The sequence below is a fragment of the Streptomyces sp. NPDC018031 genome (genome assembly GCF_044327625.1).
Lineage (GTDB): Bacteria > Actinomycetota > Actinomycetes > Streptomycetales > Streptomycetaceae > Streptomyces.
In genome coordinates this window covers 259,877-276,466 of sequence record NZ_JBIRFT010000008.1, presented here as the reverse complement: position 1 = coordinate 276,466, position 16,590 = coordinate 259,877, and the positions used below count along the sequence as shown (strand labels likewise).

The following is a 16,590-nucleotide window of genomic DNA, read 5'->3' as shown; positions in this document are numbered from 1 at the left end:
CCGGGGCCGGTCCCGCCGGTGGCGTACCGCCGTCGGCGCGCCCGGCACCCGCCCGACACCGGCCGACGCGGCCCCGGAACGCGCCGACGCCCCGGGCCGGGGGCCGGTCAGTCGGAGATCAGCCCTTCGCGGAGCTGCGACAGGGTCCGGGTCAGCAGCCGCGAGACATGCATCTGGGAGATGCCGACCTCTTCGCCGATTTGCGACTGCGTCATGTTCGCGAAGAAGCGCAGCATGATGATCTGGCGCTCCCGGGGCGGCAGTTTGGCCAGCAGCGGCTTGAGCGACTCGCGGTACTCCACGCCTTCCAGCGCGGTGTCCTCGTAGCCCAGCCGGTCGGCCAGCGAGCCCTCGCCGCCGTCGTCCTCGGGGGACGGGGAGTCCAGCGAGCTGGCGGTGTACGCGTTGCCGACCGCGAGGCCGTCGACGACGTCCTCCTCCGACACCCCCAGGGCGGCGGCGAGTTCGGTGACGGTGGGGGAGCGGTCGAGCTGCTGGGCGAGGTCGTCACTGGCCTTGGTGAGGGCCAGCCGCAGCTCCTGGAGGCGGCGGGGGACCCGCACCGACCAGCTGGTGTCCCGGAAGAAGCGCTTGATCTCGCCGACCACGGTCGGCATCGCGAAGGTCGGGAACTCCACGCCCCGCTCGCAGTCGAACCGGTCGATCGCCTTGATCAGGCCGATGGTGCCGACCTGGACGATGTCCTCCATCGGCTCGTTGCGGCTGCGGAAGCGGGCCGCCGCGTAGCGCACCAGCGGGAGGTTGAGCTCGATGAGGGTGTCACGTACGTAGGTACGCTCCACGCTGTCCCGGTCGAGTGCGGCGAGCCGCAGGAACAGGGTGCGGGAGAGGGTGCGGGTGTCGATGGCGTCGCATTCGTCAAGCACATGCGGTGCATCATTGGTGAGCACCTTCGAGCTGCCCAGTTCTGCGGACATGCCACCCCCTTGAGGTCGCGGACGGATCTCAGCAGCGCTCCGTGCGTTGAGCGCAGCCTCCCCCTGAATACCGGAGGTCGGGCCGCGGCAAACGCGGTTTCCGCAGAATGTCACATGTCGGCAACGCGCTGTAGCGCCATATCGACATTCTTGCCCGGAAGCCGGTGGGTACGGGTCCCCCGCGGTGATTAGGAATCGATTCGATTTGCGGACCGGAGCCGGGCGAAGCTGCGGGACAGCAGCCGGGACACGTGCATCTGCGACACGCCGAGCTCGGCGCTGATCTGGGACTGCGTCAGATTGCTGTAGTAACGGAGCAACAGGATCCGCTGCTCGCGCTCGGGCAGCTGGACCAGCAGGTGCCGCACCAGGTCGCGGTGCTCGACTCCGGCGAGGGCCGGGTCCTCGTAGCCGAGCCGGTCCAGCAGGCCGGGCATCCCGTCGCCCTCCTGGGCCGCCTCCAGGGAGGTGGCGTGGTACGAGCGGCCCGCCTCGATGCAGGCGAGCACCTCGTCCTCGCCGAGTTTCAGCCGCTCGGCGATCTCGGCGGTGGTGGGGGACCGGCCGTGCTGCACGGTCAGGTCCTCGGTGGCGCTGTTCACCTGGACCCACAGCTCGTGGAGCCGGCGCGGCACGTGCACGGTCCGTACGTTGTCCCGGAAGTACCGCTTGATCTCGCCGACCACGGTCGGCATCGCGAAGGTCGGGAACTGCACCCCCCGGTCCGGGTCGAACCGGTCGATGGCGTTGATCAGGCCGATGGTGCCGACCTGGATGACGTCCTCCATCGGCTCGTTGCGGCTGCGGAAGCGGGCCGCGGCGTAGCGCACCAGCGGCAGGTTGGCCTCGATGAGGGCGTCGCGCACCCGGGTGTGTTCCGGGGTGCCGGGCTCCAGTCCGGACAGTTCGGCGAAGAGCACCTGGGTGAGTGCCCGGGCGTCGGCTCCGCGGCTCTTGGGAGTGCCCTGAGCAGGCCCGTTCTCGCCGGGGGCGGGTGGGCTGGGCACAGTACGGGCCGACACGGTTCGCCATCCCTTCGCGGTCCATACTCCCGGCAAGAGCGCTCATAGCATCACAAGAGATGTCCACTGTGCGCAAGCACTACATAACGCCGTGTTGGCGACAAAAAGGACCCCCCGCCGGATCGGCGAGGGGACTGGGGAGCGGCGGCCGGAAGCTCCGGGCGGGCGCGCTCAGACCTCGTAGTCGGCGATCACCCAGGTGGCGAACTCCCGCCACTGCCCGGCGGCCGCCTGGTGGGCCGGGTGCTCGAGGTAGCGCTTCAGCGCCTCGGCGTCGGCCACCGCGGAGTTGATCGCGAAGTCATAGGCGATCGGCCGGTCGGTGATGTTCCAGGCGCACTCCCAGAACTCCAGCTCGGGGATGACCCCGGGGAGCTCCTCGAACGCCCGCACTCCGGCGGCCACGCGCGGTTCGTCACGCTTCACACCGTCGTTGAGCTTGAACAGGACCAGGTGGCGTATCACTGGGAACCTCCGTGCGGCGTCGGCCGGGGGAGCGGATCAGGGGCAGCGCGGCAGCGGATCGGACGATCGGCGGTTCGGCGCGGTCAGCGGATCAGGGCGGTCATGAAGTCGCCGATGCTCTGTGCGGCATCGGATATGCCCTCGAAGCCTACTTGGACCAGATCGGCCGCTTCCTCCGGGGTTTTGATGATGGTGTACAGCACGAAGACAATGATCATGTAGAGCGCGATCTTCTTCGCCTGTGCCATCCCGTGCCGCCTCCCCAACGGTCCCTGCGCGGTCGCGTGAGTCTATCCACACGCACCGGCCGTCCGGGCTGATGGTGCGATCATTCTCTCAGCGGCGTGGCGCCGGACGCCGCGGAGAGGAAGGGCCGATCACGTGTCCGTACCCCACGTTCCCGGGCAGACCCGGCACCTCGCCCTGGCGCTGCCACCCGCCGACGGGCCGCCGCGCGCCGCGGTGCTGCTGCTGCACGGCGGCGCCGAGCACGGCCTGGCCCGCCCGCGGGCCTGGAACCTCCCCGACGCCCGGATGCGCCCGTTCGAGCAGCTGATCAGCCGCGCCACCCGGCCGCACGGTGTGGTGACCGCCCGGGTGCGCTACCGCCACCGCGGCTGGAACGGCGGGCGGGACGACGCGGCCCGCGACGCCGAGCAGGCCCTGGACGAGCTCGCCGACCGGGCCGGGCGGATCCCGGTGATCCTGGTCGGTCACTCGATGGGCGGCCGGGCCGCCCTGCGTGCCGCCGGCCACCCGTCGGTCCGTGCGGTGGTCGGCCTGGCCCCCTGGTGCCCGCCCGAGGACCCGGTGGCCCAGCTCCGCGACCGGCGGCTGGTCCTGCTCCACGGCGACCAGGACCGCACCACCGACCCCCGCGCCACCACCGAACTCGCGCGCCGGGCCCGGGAAGCCGGGGCCGAGGTGTGCGCCCTGCTGCTGCCCGGCGGCGACCACGCGATGCTCCGGCGGGCCTCGGCCTGGCACTCACTGACCCGGGACACCGTCACCGGCCTGCTCGGCCTGGGCCCGCTGCCGCCCCGGGTGGACCGGGCACTGGCGGGTCCGAACAGGCCGGGAGCGGCGCGCGCCGGCGGCCCGGGGACCTGAGCCGGGGAGCCGGCCGGGCCGGGCCGCAGCCCGGCGGCTGCCGCCCGGACCCTGGGGGGCCGGGGGCGTGGCCCCGGAGAACGACGAAGGTCCCACCCGACCGGGTGGGACCTTCGTGAAGAGCGGTAGCGGTGGGATTTGAACCCACGGAGGAGTTGCCCCCTCACACGCTTTCGAGGCGTGCTCCTTCGGCCGCTCGGACACGCTACCGAGAGAGAGCTTAGCGGACAGTGGGCCATGCTCCTAAATCGGTTCCCCGGTCAGCGGTCGCCCGTCCGGAAGAACCGGGTGAGCAGGGCCGCGCACTCCTCGGCGAGCACCCCCTGGATCACCTCCGGGCGGTGGTTGAGCCGTCGGTCGCGGACGACGTCCCACAGCGAGCCGGCCGCGCCGCCCTTCTCGTCGACGGCGCCGTAGACGATCCGGTCGACCCGGGAGAGCACCGCCGCTCCGGCGCACATGGTGCACGGCTCCAGCGTCACCACCAGGGTGCAGCCGGTGAGCCGCCACTCCCGGCGGGCGGCGCCGCCCGGGGGACCGCCGACCGGGGCCGCGGGGCCGTCCGCCGGGACCGTGGGGTGCGGGGCCGCGGCGCCCAGGGTGCGGGCCGCCGCGCGCAGGGCGAGCACCTCGGCGTGCGCGGTGGGGTCGCCGGTCGCCTCGCGTTCGTTGCGGCCGGTGCCGATCACCGTGCCGTCCGGGGCGAGCACGACCGCGCCCACCGGTACGTCGCCGGTGTCCACCGCCCGGGCGGCCTCCGCCAGGGCGCGCCGCATGGAGTCGCGCCAGGGGTCGCGTACCGGGTCGGGGGAGTGGGGTGCGGTCATGTGATCAGTGTGCCGCGCCGCCGCACCCGGGACGGCGCGGGGCGTCCGGGAGCCCGGCGGACATCCGGGACGCTCCGACCACGCGCGGCCCCGGCGCCGGGCATCCGGGACGGCGCCGGCCGCGCGGGACGGCACGGCGGTGTGCGGCACGGCGGCGTTCGGGTCGGGTACGGCGGCGCGTTCGGGTCGGCGACGGGGGTGCCGGGCGGCGCGGGCGCAGGGGTCGGCGCGGGGCATCCGGACGGCGGCGGGGGTGCGGGCCCCGGCCGCACCGTGCCGGTTGCCCGCACCCCCGCCGCCGGGGCGTATCGCGGTGTGTTCGGTGCGGTGTCCCGCGCGCCGGACCACGGTGCCGGCGGGCGGGGTCAGCGCACCGCCTCCAGGACGTCCGTGCAGCCCAGGGCGTCGGCGATCGCGCTGAGCGCGTCGCCGTCCAGGGACAGCAACTCCTTCTCGTCGACGCCGAGGTCGACCAGCAGGGCGATGTCGCCGAGCGGGCCGTGCGGGGCCCGCCCGTCGGCCGCCGGGTCGTCGTCCTCGTCGTGCTCGGGTTCGCCCTCCTCGGTGCCGTCGAGGTCGAGGCTGTCGAGGTCGGCGTCCGGGTCGTCGTCCTGGCCGAGCAGTTCGTCGGTGAGCAGGGACCCGTACGAGCTGCGCGCGGCCGCGGCGGCGTCCGAGACGTAGATGCGCGGGTCGTCCTCACCGTCCAGGCGGACCACACCGAACCAAGCGTCTTCCTGCTCGATGAGTGCCAGCACCGTGTCGTCGTCGACCGAGGCCGCGCGGGCCAGCTCGGTCAGGTCCGTCAGGGTCTCCACATCGTCGAGCTCTGTGTCGCTCGCTTGCCACCCGTCTTCGGTGCGCGCGAGCAGTGCGGCGAAGTACACCGTGACTCTCCCACTGGTCAGAGGCGTGCCGGGGCGGGCGGAGCAATGCCCCGCCCATTCGGAATCGTGGCAGAAACAACGGCGTCGCGAGAGGTCTTCCGCGCTGCGTCGTGAGCCTGACCCAGGAGATGTGGCCCACTACCACCGAAACGTCCGCATGCGCATGGCCTGGCGCATGCGTGCGCTACGGGCGCGCCGCGGCTGGACCCGGTCCCGGAGCTCCTTGGCCTCGTTCAGCTCGCGCAGGAACTGGGCGCGCCGCCGCCGCCGTTCCGCGTCTATTCGTGCCGTCTGGTCGCCGGTCTCGTCCCGTTCCGCCATGTGCCGCACACCACCTCGTCCCGAGGTCTCCGCCCGGGGGAGGCCGGGCGTATGTGCCCACCTTCCCCCCGGCCACCGGTTTGATGCCACCGGCGCGTCCGGGCGCCCTCCCGCGCGGCGCCGCCGGCCGCCGCGCGCCGCCGCCGCGAGGAGCCGGGCCGGGGCCGGGGGCGAGAGCCGCCGTCGGCCGGGGACGGACCGGAGCGGAGGACGGGGACGGGCCGGCGCGGAGGGCGCGGAGGGGCCCGGGGAGGGGCCGGGGACGAGGGCGGGGGCAGGGCGGACGCCGGGGCCGCAAAGCTCGGTTAATGTCGTTGTCATGCGGATCCACGTCGTCGACCACCCGCTGGTGGCGCACAAACTCACCACGCTGCGCGACAAGCGCACCGACTCCCCCACCTTCCGGCGGCTCGCCGACGAACTGGTCACCCTCCTCGCGTACGAGGCGACCCGTGACGTGCGCACCGAGCAGGTGGACATCGAGACCCCGGTGATCGGCACCACCGGGGTGCGGCTGGCCCGGCCCCGTCCGCTGGTGGTGCCGATCCTCCGGGCCGGTCTGGGCATGCTCGACGGCATGGTGCGGCTGCTGCCGACCGCCGAGGTCGGCTTCCTCGGCATGATCCGGGACGAGGAGACGCTGCAGGCGTCGACCTACGCGACCCGGATGCCCGACGACCTCTCCGGCCGCCAGGTGTACGTGCTGGACCCGATGCTGGCGACCGGCGGCACGCTGGTGGCGGCGATCAAGGAACTCATCTCGCGGGGTGCGGACGACGTCACCGCGCTCTGCCTGCTCGCGGCGCCCGAGGGCGTCGAGGTGATGGAGCGCGAGCTGGCGGGCACCCCGGTCACCGTGGTGACCGCCTCCGTCGACGAGCGGCTCAACGAGCAGGGGTACATCGTCCCGGGCCTGGGCGACGCGGGCGACCGGATGTACGGCGCGGCGGGCTGAGCGCGCCGGGCGAGCGCGCATCGTCCCGGACCCGGGCCCAGCGGGCCGGTCCGGGGCCCGCGGCCCCGCCGCGGCCTTGCGCGGACCGCGTGCCGCGGCGCGTCCCGGCGACCCGGTCGGCCGGGACGCGGGGTGCCGCGGTCAGCAGTGCCCGGCGGAGGGCTTCGGCCGGGGTGCGGTCAGCGCGGCCAGCGCCCGGTCGGCGTCCTTCCGCGCGGTGAGGTCGGTGAACCGGTCCCCGATGATGAGGTCCACGTCCTTGCCGGTGCGGGCGTCGTTCCTGGTGCCGACGCCCGCCAGTTGGGTTTCCAGGACGTCGAACGCCCCGCGGGTGGCGGCCGGGGCGCCCAGCAGCAGCCCGGTGGACTTCACCTTCTTGTCGTAGGCGGCGGGGGCGTTGCCGACCTTGCCGATGGCGAAGCCGCGCTTCTTGAGCGCGTCGGCGGTCTCCTTGGCGAGCCCGGTCCGCTTGGTGGCGTTGTAGACGTTGACGGTGATGTCGGACGGCTTGGGCAGCTTCCTGGCGGCGGCGCCGGCCTGGGTGTCCCCGGCGGCGTTCCGGGTGGCCGGCCGGGCGCACTCCGAGGTGCTCCGCCCGGCCGCCTGCGCCTTGTCGCTGCCGCCCGAGAAGACGTCGATGAGCTGCAGGGTCCCCCAGCCGGTCAGACCGAGGGCGACGGTCGCGCCGGCGGCGGCGAGCACGACTCTGCGCCGACCCCGGGGCCGACGCATACGAGGGTAACGATTGCCCGTGATGCGGTACTTTCCGCCCATTCCAGGAGGCGTGAGCATGCTCATGGGCGCAGCGTAATGCCGCGGGCACCTCATGCCTACTAAATGATCAACGGTTCGGGTGTGGCCTACCCGAAAGAGTCACGGCACGGCCCGGGACGCCGGCCCGGCGGGGTGCGCGCGACGAGCGGAGGGCTCGCGACCGGGGCGTGCGGGAAGGCCCGGACCGGACCCGTCCGGGGGCAGGCGGCGCCGGGACCGGCGGCCGCGGCCGGGCGCCGGGTCAGCCCAGTTCGAGCACGCGGGCGTGGAGCACCTGGCGCTGCTGGAGGGCGGCCCGGACCGCACGGTGCAGCCCGTCCTCCAGATAGAGGTCGCCCTGCCACTTCACCACATGGGCGAACAGGTCCCCGTAGAACGTCGAGTCCTCCGCGAGCAGCGTCTCGAGGTCGAGCTGCTGCTTCGTGGTGACCAACTGGTCAAGACGTACCGGGCGTGGGGCAACATCCGCCCACTGGCGGGTGCTTTCCCGGCCGTGGTCGGGGTACGGCCGCCCGTTTCCGATGCGCTTGAAGATCACACGGAAAGCCTACCGGTCAAGGGGGTTCCGGCGCAGCCAAGGCGCAGGAGTGCAAAGGTGTCAAACAGCCGCAAATCGGGAGCGAGCCATGAAAGAGACCCCTTCGCCCGCCGAGAACACGGCGCGATACGCCGTGACCGGCCCCGCCGTCGACCTCGGCGCGCTGCTCCGGGAGGGGGAGTGCCTGCCCGGCGTGCCGGTCCGGATCCCGCTCTCCATGCTGGCCGGACACGGCCTCGTCACGGGCGGGCCCGGCAGCGGCAGGACCCGCACCCTCCAGCTGATGGCCGAGCGGCTCTCCGCACACGGGGTACCGGTGCTCCTCGCCGACCCCCGGGGCGAACTCACCGGCGTCGGCGCGCCGGGCCGCGGCGGCGAACGGGTGGAGCGGCGCGCCGCGGAGACCGGCGAGGAGTGGGCCGGACTGGGGTTCCCCGCCGAGTACTACGCACTCGGCGGCACCGGCCCCGGCATCCCGCTGCGGGCCACCGTCACCGGCTTCGGACCGCGGCTGCTCGCCCGGGCGCTCGGGCTCGGTACCGCGGCGGAACGGTCACTGGGGCTCCTCCTCGGGTACGCCGGCAGCGGGGGCGGCGCCCCGGCGACCCTCGACGACCTGCGGGAGGTGGCCGTCCGCTGCGCCGGGGCGGCCGGGACCCCCGCCACCCCGCCGGCCGCCGGCGGGCCACCGGTCGCCGCGGCCCGCGCGGTGCTGCACTCGCTCGCCGACCCCGCCCGGCGCGGCGCGGCCCGCTTCTTCGGCGAGCCGGAATTCGACCCCGGCGACCTGCTGCACACCACCCCGGAGGGACGCGGACTGATCTCGGTGCTGGCTCTGGAGGGAGCGCGGGACCGGCCGCGGCTGGCCTCCGCGTTCCTGATGTGGCTGCTGGCCGGGGTGGGACGCATGCTGCCGGACGCCGCCGAGCACGCCGCACCGGCCCTGGTCTGCCTCGTCGACTGCGCCGGTGAGGGGCCCGGGCCGCTGGCCGCCGGTGACCCGGAGCCGCTCGCCGGGACACTGCGGCTGCTCGGCGCGAAGGGGGTGGGCGTCTTCCTCGTGGCCGGGGCCCCGGGCGAGCTGCCGCCGGAGGTGCTCGGCCGGCTCGCGCACCGGGTCCACCTCGGCCGGCCGGCCCGGCGGCCTGTCGCGGACGCGGCGCCCGGAGCCGCCGCCGGCCCGGACCTGGGTACCGGCCCGGACCTGGGCATCGGTGAGGCGGTGGTGACCTCGCTGGACGAGCGCGGCGCGCCGATGCCGCCCGCGGCGGTACGGATACGGCCGCCGCAGTCGCTGATGGAGCCGCTCGACGTGGCGGAACTGGACCGGGTGGTGGCCGGATCGCGACTGCGTGAACGTTATGCACAGCCTGTGGACAACAAATCGCCCGGCCGTCCGGAAACGGCCTGACCACCCGGAAACGACCTGACCACCCGGACTGGCGTGCCCGTCCGGGCTGGCGCGCCCATCCGGGCTGGTGTGGCCGACGGGACTGGTGTGGCCGACAGGACTGGCCTGACCATCCGGACCGGCCTGACCACCCGGACTGGTGCGGCCACCCGGACTGGTGTGCCCATTCGGTGGGGCTGACCGGTCCGGTTCTCCCGTGCCCCGCCCGGTCGGGCGGCCGGCCGGGTTCGGCGCTGCCCGCCCGCACCGACCGGATCCGCATCCCGGTCCCGGGAACGCCGCAGGCGCCGAGCGGACATCCGCTCGGCGCCCGGGCACCTCGATGTTCCATGGCCCGGTCCGGTAGGGGCGGGCGTCACCCGGCCCCCGGCCCGGGCCGTGCGTACGGTACCCGGCAGCCGTCCGGCCGGCCGTACGCGCGGTCAGCCGGTGGTCACTCGGTCACCGGGTCGTGGTCGTCGTGCAGGCCGCCGCCGCTGCCCGCGTCACCCTCGGTCGGCACCGTCACCACCGGCTCACGGAGCGAGCGCAGGTCGTAGGCGTAGGTGCCCACGGAGTGCGCGATCACGTCGATGTTGGTCTCGAACGCGCCCATGTGGATGTTGTCGATGTCGTCGCAGGCGGCGTGGTAGCAGGCGTCGTAGGCCTGGCCCGCCGTGCCGCCGAACTTCTCGGCCTGCTGGGCGGTCTTCACGCCCTCGGCGCCGGTGAAGGTGCCGCCGGACGGGATGCCCACCGCGATGAACGGGCCGTAGTCCGAGCGGCCGGTGAAGTCCGTGCCCTCGTGGGCCGCGCCCCGCCGGTCGAGGAAGTCGTTGATCTGCTTCTCCAGCTGCGCCGATCCCTCGGGGCCCGCGGGCTCGCCGACTCCGTCGGAGTTGTCACCGTCGTACACGAACTGCCCGAAGTTGGGCGAGGCGATCATGTCGAAGTTCAGGTAGAGCGGGATCTGCTTGCGCTGGGCCTCGCTGAGCTCGGCCACGTAGGCCTTGGAGCCGAGCAGCCCCAGCTCCTCCGCCGACCACCAGGCGAAGCGGATCTTGTGGGCGGGCTTCTTGTGCGTCTCGGCCAGTTCCAGCGCGACCTCCAGCAGGCCCGCCGAGCCCGAACCGTTGTCGTTGATGCCGGGGCCCGCGGACACCGAGTCGAGGTGGGCGCCGAGCATCACGGTCTGGGCCGGGTCGCCGCCCCGGGTCTCGGCGATGACGTTGTTGGTGACCCGCTTCTCCTGGAACTCGCGGACCTCCAGGTTGACCGTGACCTCACCCCGGCCCGCCTCGGCCACCAGCGCCTCGCCGTCGGTCTGGCTGACGCCACCGGTCGGGATGCGCCCGGCCGTCGGGTCGCCGATGGTGCCGGAGAGCGCCCCCGGCACGTTGTTGTAGACGATCGCGGCGGCCGCGCCCGCGTCCGCCGCCGCGGCCTGCTTCTCGGCGAAGGCGCAGCCGCCCCGCTTGATCAGGGCGATCTTCCCGGTGAAGGTCCCGGAGGCGTAGTCACTCGCCTCGCAGCCGGTGGTGCCGTCGACCGGCACCGCCGCCACCGCCGCCTTCAGCCCGCCCACCGGCGTGCTCCGGGTGTACGTCATGGCCTTGACCGACACCTCGCGCGGCGTCGGCGACACCACGGAGAGCTTCTCCGCCAGGGTCTCGGTGTAGACGAACTCGAAGGGGTCGTAGCTGACGCGGTAACCCGCCTTCTTCAGCAGCCGGTACACATACGCGGCCGAGGCGTCGTGCCCCGGCGAGCCGGCCGCCCGGTGCCCGCCCGACCGCTCGGCGATCGCCTGGAATCTCTCCAGATGCGCCCGGGCGTCCTTGGCGGAAGAGTTCTTCACCAGCTGGCGGGACAGCTGCGCCGCCCGCTTCGCCGAGTCGCCGCCGGACGCGGGCGGGGTGGCCGCCGCCGGGGTGGCGGAAGAGATCAGCAGGGGGGTGGCGAGTGCCGCCGCGGCCAGGGCCGCGATCGCCCGGCGGGTGGCGGGCAGGGTTCGTATGTCCACAGAAGTGGTCCTTCCGGCGAACAGCGGGGGCGCGGTACGCCCCGGGTCGCTGCATCCTGCCCCGGGGAAGCCCGGGGTTCAACGGTTCGAACCGAGTCAAGAAAGCCCGTCCGTACGGCCCTTCCGGTCGCCCGGCGAGGGCCGTACGGCCCGACCGACGGGGCGGTCGGGCCCGTTGGCGGGCGGTCGGGCCGGTCGGGCCGGTCGGCGGGGCGGTTGTGCGCGGCGCGCCGGTCCCGTCCCGCCGCCGGAGCGTCAGCTCCGCTTGGCGTCGGCCTGTTTGGCCGCGCGCTTGGCCTCCTGCTTGTAGGCCCGCACCTTCTCCAGCGAGGACGGGCCGGTGATGTCGGCGACCGAACGGTAGGAGCCGGCCTCGCCGTAGGCCCCCGCGGCCTCCCGCCAGCCGGTCGGCCGCACCTCGAACTGCTTCCCCAGCAGGGCCAGGAAGATCTGCGCCTTCTGGGTGCCGAACCCGGGCAGCGCGGTCAGCCGCCGCAGCAGCTCCTCGCCGCTGCCCACGTCCCGCCACACCGCGGCCGCGTCGCCGTCGTAGTGCTCGACCAGGTACCGGCACAACTGCTGCACCCGTTTGGCCATCGAGCCGGGGTAGCGGTGCACGGCCGGCTTGTCGGCGAGCAGCGCGCCGAACCGGTCGGGGTCGTACACGGCGATCTCATGGGCGTCCAGGTCGTCCCGGCCCATCCGGCGCGCGATGGTGTACGGGCCGGAGAACGCCCACTCCATGGGGACCTGCTGGTCGAGGAGCATGCCGGTGAGGATGGCCAGCGGGCTGCGGCCGAGCAGATCGTCGGCCTCCGGCTGCTGGGCGAGCCGAACGGTGGTGTTCATGGGCGCTCCCGTCCCTCTCCGTTGCGGTCATTGTCGGCGGGGCCCCGGAGCCCCGCCACTCAACGGATCCCGGACGGCGAACGGCCGGCCCGGAGGGCGAACGGCGGCCCCCGAACGTGAACGTCGGACGGGGGCCCCGCACGGCAAACGGCGGACGGCGGGCGGCGGAGGACGGCCGGCGGGGGACGCATGGCGAAGGCCGGCCGGCGATGGCGTCCAGCGGCTCCCGGCGGCGGTCGGCCGGTCCGGGCCGGTCCGCCGCCGGGCGGGTGGTCAGACCGCCCGCACCGCGTAGTCGCCCAGCCCGGGTTCGAGCATGCCGAAGGCGGTCCGGCCCAGTACGGCCAGCTCGGCCGCCGCCTCGTCGTCGCCCAGCCCGGCGAGCACCCGGCGCTGCAGTTCGCCGAAGAGCACCCGGTGGACGCCGCCGAGCTGGGCCGCCGCCACCCGGGCCACGATGTCCTCCGGGCCCGCGCCGGTCTCGGCCGCGAGCACCTCGGCCAGCGCCTCCTCCCGCTGCCGGTGGAGCTCCCGGAGCCGGGTCACCAGGGTCTGGCTGTCGGCGACCATCCGGGCGAACACCGGCCCGGAGAAGCCGATGACCGGGTCCCGGCGGTCCACGCCGGCCAGAAAGGCGCGGCGCAGCGCGGCGAGGGCGGACTCACCCGGCCGCCGGTCGCGGACGGTGGCGGCCGGACCGTCGACGAACGCCTCGTGGTGGTCGAGGGCCAGGTCCTCCTTGCGCGGGAAGTAGTTGGTCACCGTCATCTTGGCGACCCGGGACGCCGCGGCGATGTCCGCGATCGTCGTCGCGTCGAAGCCGCGCTCGACGAACAGCCGGGTGGCCTGGTCGGAGATGCTCTGCCGGGTCTCCCGTTTCTTCTGTTCCCGCAGGCCCGGGGTGTCCTGGCTCATGGATGGGCTCATGGATGGGTGCCTCCCTCTCGCCGGTCGGCCGGAGAACGCGGCGGTCGGCCGGAAAAATTTTTGGGTCCGACCTCATTTTATGTTGACTCCGCGATGGGTTCGGCCTAAATTTATGTTCAGCACAGGAAGTCGCTCGGCGGAGCGTGGAGGCTTCCGTGCCGCTGTTCTCGCCCCGTCGCCCTTCTGCAAGGAGCTCCATGCGCATCACCGCTTCCGCGATCTCGCTCACCGTCGACGACGTGCGTGCGTCCGTCGGCTTCTTCACCGACCACTTCGGCTTCCGCACCGAGATGGAGGCGGACGGCTTCGCCTCGCTGGGAAGGGACGACGCCGCACCGAACCTGGTGTTCCTCCAGACCGGCGCCGAGGTGCTGCCCGAGGACATCCGCCGGCAGCACGCCCAGGGCCTGATAGTCGTCTTCACGGTCGAGGACCTGGCCGGGGAGGAAGCGCGGCTGCGGTCCGAGGGCGTGGAGATCACCCTGCCGCTCCGGGAAGAGCCCTGGGGCGAGCGGCTGTTCATGGTCACCGACCCGAACGGCGTCCTGGTCGAACTGGTCGAGTGGGTCACCCCGGCCGGCGAGGGCGCCCCGGCGGACGCCCAGGATGCATGAGAAGCGCTCCGGCGGGGGCGGGGCTCGGAAGGCATGAGGGGCGCCCCGGTGGCGGGGCCGGATGTCCAGCCGTTCTCCGGTACTTCACCCGGAAAGGTCGACCTGGCGGGTGAACCGAGTGGTCCCGTGGGGGATGGGTAGCGCTGCTCCGTCGTCCGTGGTCGTCGGTGCTCGCTCGTCCCAGTGAGCGCCGGGCGCACATTGGGAAGGGCCGGATGCCGATGAGTCAGCCGTTCACGTTGCCGAGTTTCTACGTGCCGTACCCCGCGCGGTTGAACCCGCACCTGGAACAGGCGCGGACGCATACCAAGAAGTGGGCCCGGGAGCAGGGCATGCTGGAGGGCTCGGGGATCTGGGAGGAGAGCGACCTCGACTCCCACGACTACGCCCTGCTCTGCGCCTACACCCATCCCGACTGCGACGGACCGGCGCTCTCGCTCGTCACCGACTGGTACGTATGGGTGTTCTTCTTCGACGACCACTTCCTGGAAGTGTTCAAGCGCACCCAGGACCGGGCGGGCGGAAAGGAGTACCTCGACCGGCTCCCCGCCTTCATGCCGATGGACTTGTCCGCCCCCGTCCCCGAGCCGCGGAACCCCGTCGAAGCGGGGCTGGCCGATCTCTGGGCCCGTACCGTGCCCAGCATGTCCGCCGAGTGGCGGGCACGGTTCGCGGAGAGCACCGAGAACCTGCTCAACGAATCGCTCTGGGAGCTCTCCAACATCAACGCCGACCGGGTGCCCAACCCGGTCGAATACATCGAGATGCGCCGCAAGGTGGGGGGAGCACCCTGGTCGGCGGGGCTGGTCGAGTACGCGGCGCGCGCCGAGGTGCCCGCGGCGGTGGCCGCGACACGGCCGCTGAGGGTGCTGAAGGACACGTTCTCCGACGCCGTGCACCTGCGCAACGACCTCTTCTCGTACCAGCGGGAGACGGAGGAGGAGGGGGAGCTCAGCAACGGCGTCCTGGTCCTGGAGAAGTTCCTGGGGTGCACCACCCAGGAAGCGGCGGACGCCGTCAACGACCTGCTCACCTCCCGCCTCCAGCAGTTCGAGCACACCGCGCTGGCCGAACTCGGCCCGCTGTTCCTGGAGACCGGGCTCGCCCCCGACGCCTGCGCCCGGGTGCTCGCCTATGTGAAGGGGCTGCAGGACTGGCAGTCCGGCGGCCACGAATGGCATCTGCGGTCCAGCCGCTACATGAACGAGGGCGCGGCGGCCGCGGCCGGGCCGCCCCTGCCGGGCGGCGCCGTCCCGGCCCTCGGCGGCCCCACCGGCCTGGGCACCTCGTCGCTGGGCATCAGGTCGCTGATCGCGGCCACCGGCGGAGACCGGCTGCGCCGCCACTCCCATGTGCCGTACCAGAAGGTCGGCCCGTCCCGGCTGCCCGAGTTCTTCATGCCGTTCACCCCGGCGCTCAGCCCGCACCTGGACGGGGCCCGGCGGAACCTCGTCGACTGGGCGCACCGGATGGGCCTGCTCCGGGCGCAGCCGGGGGTGCCCGGCTCCGACGTGTGGAGTGAGGAGCAGCTCATCGGCTACGACCTGCCGCTGTGCGCCGCCGGCATCCACCCCGACGCCACACCCGCCGCACTGGACCTCAGCTCGGGGTGGCTGACCTGGGGCACCTACGGGGACGACTACTACCCGGTGGTCTTCGGCCGGACCGGCGACCTGGCCGGGGCGCGGCTGGCCACCGAACGGCTCTCCCTCTTCATGCCGTTGGACCCCGCGGAGGGCACGCCGCAGCCCGCCGACGCACTGGAACGCGGACTGGCCGACCTGTGGGCGCGGACCGCCGGTCCGATGACCCCGGAAGCCCGCCGTGACTTCCGCACCGCGATCGAGCGGATGACGGACAGCTGGCTGTGGGAACTCGCCAACCAGGCGGAGAACCGCATCCCCGACCCGGTCGACTACATCGAGATGCGCCGGCTGACCTTCGGCTCCGACCTGACGATGAGCCTGTGCCGGCTCGGCCACGGGCGCCGGGTCCCGCCGGAGATCTACCGCAGCGGACCGATGCGGTCGCTGGAGAACGCCGCCGCCGACTACGCCTGCCTGCTCAACGACGTCTTCTCGTACCAGAAGGAGATCGAGTACCAGGGCGAGGTGCACAACGGTGTCCTCGTCGTCCAGAACTTCTTCGACGTCGACTACCCGACGGCGCTGTCCATCGTCGACGACCTGATGACGTCCCGGATGCGGCAGTTCCAGCACGTGGCGGCCCATGAACTACCGGTCCTCTACGACGACTTCCAGCTGTCCCGGGAGGCGCGGGAGGTCCTGGACGGCTATGTCGGCGAGTTGCGGAACTGGCTGTCCGGGATTCTCGTCTGGCACCGGGAGTGCCGTCGCTACGGCGAGGCCGAGCTGCGGGCCGACGCGTGCCCGCCGCCGTGGGTCGGTGGACCGACGGGGCTGGGGACCTCGGCGGCCCGGCTGCTCGCCGCACTCAGTCCCGGCGTCGCGCACGCCAGTCGTTGACCACCTGCTCCACGTCGAAGAGGGAGAGCCGGAGCGGTGGTCCGGGTGGCGGATGCCGGAGCGCCGCGCCGATCTTCTCGTTGATGTCGGCGATGATCTGCCGCACCCGCTGTTCGGACCGGGCCTGAGCGGCGGAGGCGAGCGCGTCCTCCGCCTCCTTGCGCAGGGCCAGGCCGGGCGGCAGGTAGGAGAGGTGCTCCCGGCGCATCTTCTCCTTGACCCACCACTCGTCGTCGTAGGGCCGTTCCAGGTCCGGGATCGGCTTGCCGAAGCCGGGCAGACCGGAGAACTCGCCGCGTTCCTCGGCTTCGCGGATCTGCCGGTCGGCCCAGGACTCGAAGCTGACGCCGGGCGGCTTCCGTTCGGTCAACGCACGCTCCTCCTCCGCGGGTCCGGACGGCCGGGGCCGCCGGGCCGGGCCGGGCGGCCTGGTCTCCCTCCGAGCGTACGCCGTGCGCCGAGGG

At 73.3% G+C, this 16,590-nt stretch carries 18 protein-coding genes and 1 tRNA gene; 5 read left to right on the top strand and 14 right to left on the bottom strand.

The annotated features are described in order from the left end of the window. Positions 1 to 107: 107 nt before the first annotated feature. The 4 genes from ACH4B3_RS20815 to ACH4B3_RS20800 form a co-directional block, all read right to left on the bottom strand. A complete protein-coding gene (locus tag ACH4B3_RS20815; RefSeq protein WP_398464633.1) occupies positions 108 to 938 on the bottom strand; it encodes an RNA polymerase sigma factor SigF in 831 nt (276 codons plus the stop codon). A 188-nt stretch (positions 939 to 1,126) separates the two neighbouring features. Continuing rightward, the gene (locus ACH4B3_RS20810; protein WP_398464631.1) at positions 1,127 to 1,960 is read right to left on the bottom strand and encodes an RNA polymerase sigma factor SigF; all 834 of its coding nucleotides are present in this window, start codon (positions 1,958 to 1,960) and stop codon (positions 1,127 to 1,129) included. Positions 1,961 to 2,131: 171 nt separating this feature from the next. Beyond that, the gene (locus ACH4B3_RS20805; RefSeq protein WP_398464629.1) at positions 2,132 to 2,425 is read right to left on the bottom strand and encodes a Dabb family protein; all 294 of its coding nucleotides are present in this window, start codon (positions 2,423 to 2,425) and stop codon (positions 2,132 to 2,134) included. An 83-nt stretch (positions 2,426 to 2,508) separates the two neighbouring features. Beyond that, a complete protein-coding gene (locus ACH4B3_RS20800; RefSeq protein WP_398464627.1) occupies positions 2,509 to 2,673 on the bottom strand; it encodes a hypothetical protein in 165 nt (54 codons plus the stop codon). A 175-nt stretch (positions 2,674 to 2,848) separates the two neighbouring features. On the opposite strand from ACH4B3_RS20800, the gene ACH4B3_RS20795 reads away from it, so the two are divergent. Beyond that, positions 2,849 to 3,535 (top strand): alpha/beta hydrolase, encoded by a 687-nt coding sequence (locus ACH4B3_RS20795; protein ID WP_398464660.1) that lies wholly within the window; start codon positions 2,849 to 2,851, stop codon positions 3,533 to 3,535. Positions 3,536 to 3,658: 123 nt separating this feature from the next. Here ACH4B3_RS20795 and ACH4B3_RS20790 read toward each other — a convergent pair. The 4 genes from ACH4B3_RS20790 to ACH4B3_RS20775 all read right to left on the bottom strand — a co-directional run bounded on the left by ACH4B3_RS20790 (position 3,659) and on the right by ACH4B3_RS20775 (position 5,570). Then, positions 3,659 to 3,745 (bottom strand) — tRNA-Ser (locus ACH4B3_RS20790). A gap of 50 nt (positions 3,746 to 3,795) precedes the next feature. Beyond that, positions 3,796 to 4,362, bottom strand: coding sequence for a nucleoside deaminase (locus ACH4B3_RS20785; RefSeq protein ID WP_398464625.1), 567 nt, complete (start codon positions 4,360 to 4,362; stop codon positions 3,796 to 3,798). 365 nt (positions 4,363 to 4,727) lie between these two features. After that, entirely contained in the window at positions 4,728 to 5,249 is a 522-nt protein-coding gene (locus ACH4B3_RS20780) for a hypothetical protein (protein WP_398464623.1), read from the bottom strand. 138 nt (positions 5,250 to 5,387) lie between these two features. Next, on the bottom strand, positions 5,388 to 5,570 hold the full coding sequence (locus tag ACH4B3_RS20775; protein ID WP_398464621.1) for a hypothetical protein: 183 nt from the start codon (positions 5,568 to 5,570) through the stop codon (positions 5,388 to 5,390). A 319-nt stretch (positions 5,571 to 5,889) separates the two neighbouring features. Here ACH4B3_RS20775 and upp point away from each other — a divergent pair, with 319 nt between their 5' ends. Further along, complete coding sequence (upp, locus tag ACH4B3_RS20770) at positions 5,890 to 6,525, top strand: uracil phosphoribosyltransferase (RefSeq protein WP_398464619.1); 636 nt, start codon at positions 5,890 to 5,892, stop codon at positions 6,523 to 6,525. 141 nt (positions 6,526 to 6,666) lie between these two features. Here upp and ACH4B3_RS20765 read toward each other — a convergent pair whose 3' ends face one another. Together ACH4B3_RS20765 and ACH4B3_RS20760 are read right to left on the bottom strand one after the other, a co-directional pair. Beyond that, positions 6,667 to 7,323: a LytR C-terminal domain-containing protein gene (locus ACH4B3_RS20765; RefSeq protein ID WP_398464617.1), complete on the bottom strand. Its 657-nt coding sequence runs from the start codon at positions 7,321 to 7,323 to the stop codon at positions 6,667 to 6,669. Between the two features lie 217 nt (positions 7,324 to 7,540). Further along, positions 7,541 to 7,837 carry a type II toxin-antitoxin system VapB family antitoxin gene (locus tag ACH4B3_RS20760; RefSeq protein ID WP_003986294.1) on the bottom strand — a complete coding sequence of 99 codons (297 nt, stop codon included), beginning with the start codon at positions 7,835 to 7,837 and terminating at the stop codon, positions 7,541 to 7,543. Between the two features lie 88 nt (positions 7,838 to 7,925). On the opposite strand from ACH4B3_RS20760, the gene ACH4B3_RS20755 reads away from it, so the two are divergent. Further along, a complete protein-coding gene (locus ACH4B3_RS20755; RefSeq protein WP_398464615.1) occupies positions 7,926 to 9,248 on the top strand; it encodes a helicase HerA-like domain-containing protein in 1,323 nt (440 codons plus the stop codon). 433 nt (positions 9,249 to 9,681) lie between these two features. On the opposite strand, the gene ACH4B3_RS20750 is transcribed toward ACH4B3_RS20755, so the two are convergent. The 3 genes from ACH4B3_RS20750 to ACH4B3_RS20740 all read right to left on the bottom strand — a co-directional run bounded on the left by ACH4B3_RS20750 (position 9,682) and on the right by ACH4B3_RS20740 (position 13,026). After that, the gene (locus tag ACH4B3_RS20750) at positions 9,682 to 11,214 is read right to left on the bottom strand and encodes a M28 family metallopeptidase (RefSeq protein ID WP_398464658.1); all 1,533 of its coding nucleotides are present in this window, start codon (positions 11,212 to 11,214) and stop codon (positions 9,682 to 9,684) included. Positions 11,215 to 11,505: 291 nt separating this feature from the next. Beyond that, entirely contained in the window at positions 11,506 to 12,099 is a 594-nt protein-coding gene (locus ACH4B3_RS20745; protein ID WP_398464613.1) for an HhH-GPD-type base excision DNA repair protein, read from the bottom strand. A gap of 273 nt (positions 12,100 to 12,372) precedes the next feature. Next, positions 12,373 to 13,026: a TetR/AcrR family transcriptional regulator gene (locus ACH4B3_RS20740; RefSeq protein WP_398464611.1), complete on the bottom strand. Its 654-nt coding sequence runs from the start codon at positions 13,024 to 13,026 to the stop codon at positions 12,373 to 12,375. Positions 13,027 to 13,223: 197 nt separating this feature from the next. Between ACH4B3_RS20740 and ACH4B3_RS20735 the strand changes: the two genes are divergently transcribed. Then, positions 13,224 to 13,640: a VOC family protein gene (locus ACH4B3_RS20735; RefSeq protein ID WP_398464610.1), complete on the top strand. Its 417-nt coding sequence runs from the start codon at positions 13,224 to 13,226 to the stop codon at positions 13,638 to 13,640. A 221-nt stretch (positions 13,641 to 13,861) separates the two neighbouring features. After that, positions 13,862 to 16,126, top strand: coding sequence for a family 2 encapsulin nanocompartment cargo protein terpene cyclase (locus ACH4B3_RS20730; protein ID WP_398464608.1), 2,265 nt, complete (start codon positions 13,862 to 13,864; stop codon positions 16,124 to 16,126). On the opposite strand, the gene ACH4B3_RS20725 is transcribed toward ACH4B3_RS20730, so the two are convergent. Continuing rightward, complete coding sequence (locus ACH4B3_RS20725) at positions 16,095 to 16,496, bottom strand: DUF1992 domain-containing protein (protein ID WP_398464606.1); 402 nt, start codon at positions 16,494 to 16,496, stop codon at positions 16,095 to 16,097. The two genes, ACH4B3_RS20730 and ACH4B3_RS20725, sit on opposite strands and share 32 nt — an antisense overlap. Positions 16,497 to 16,590: the final 94 nt, after the last annotated feature.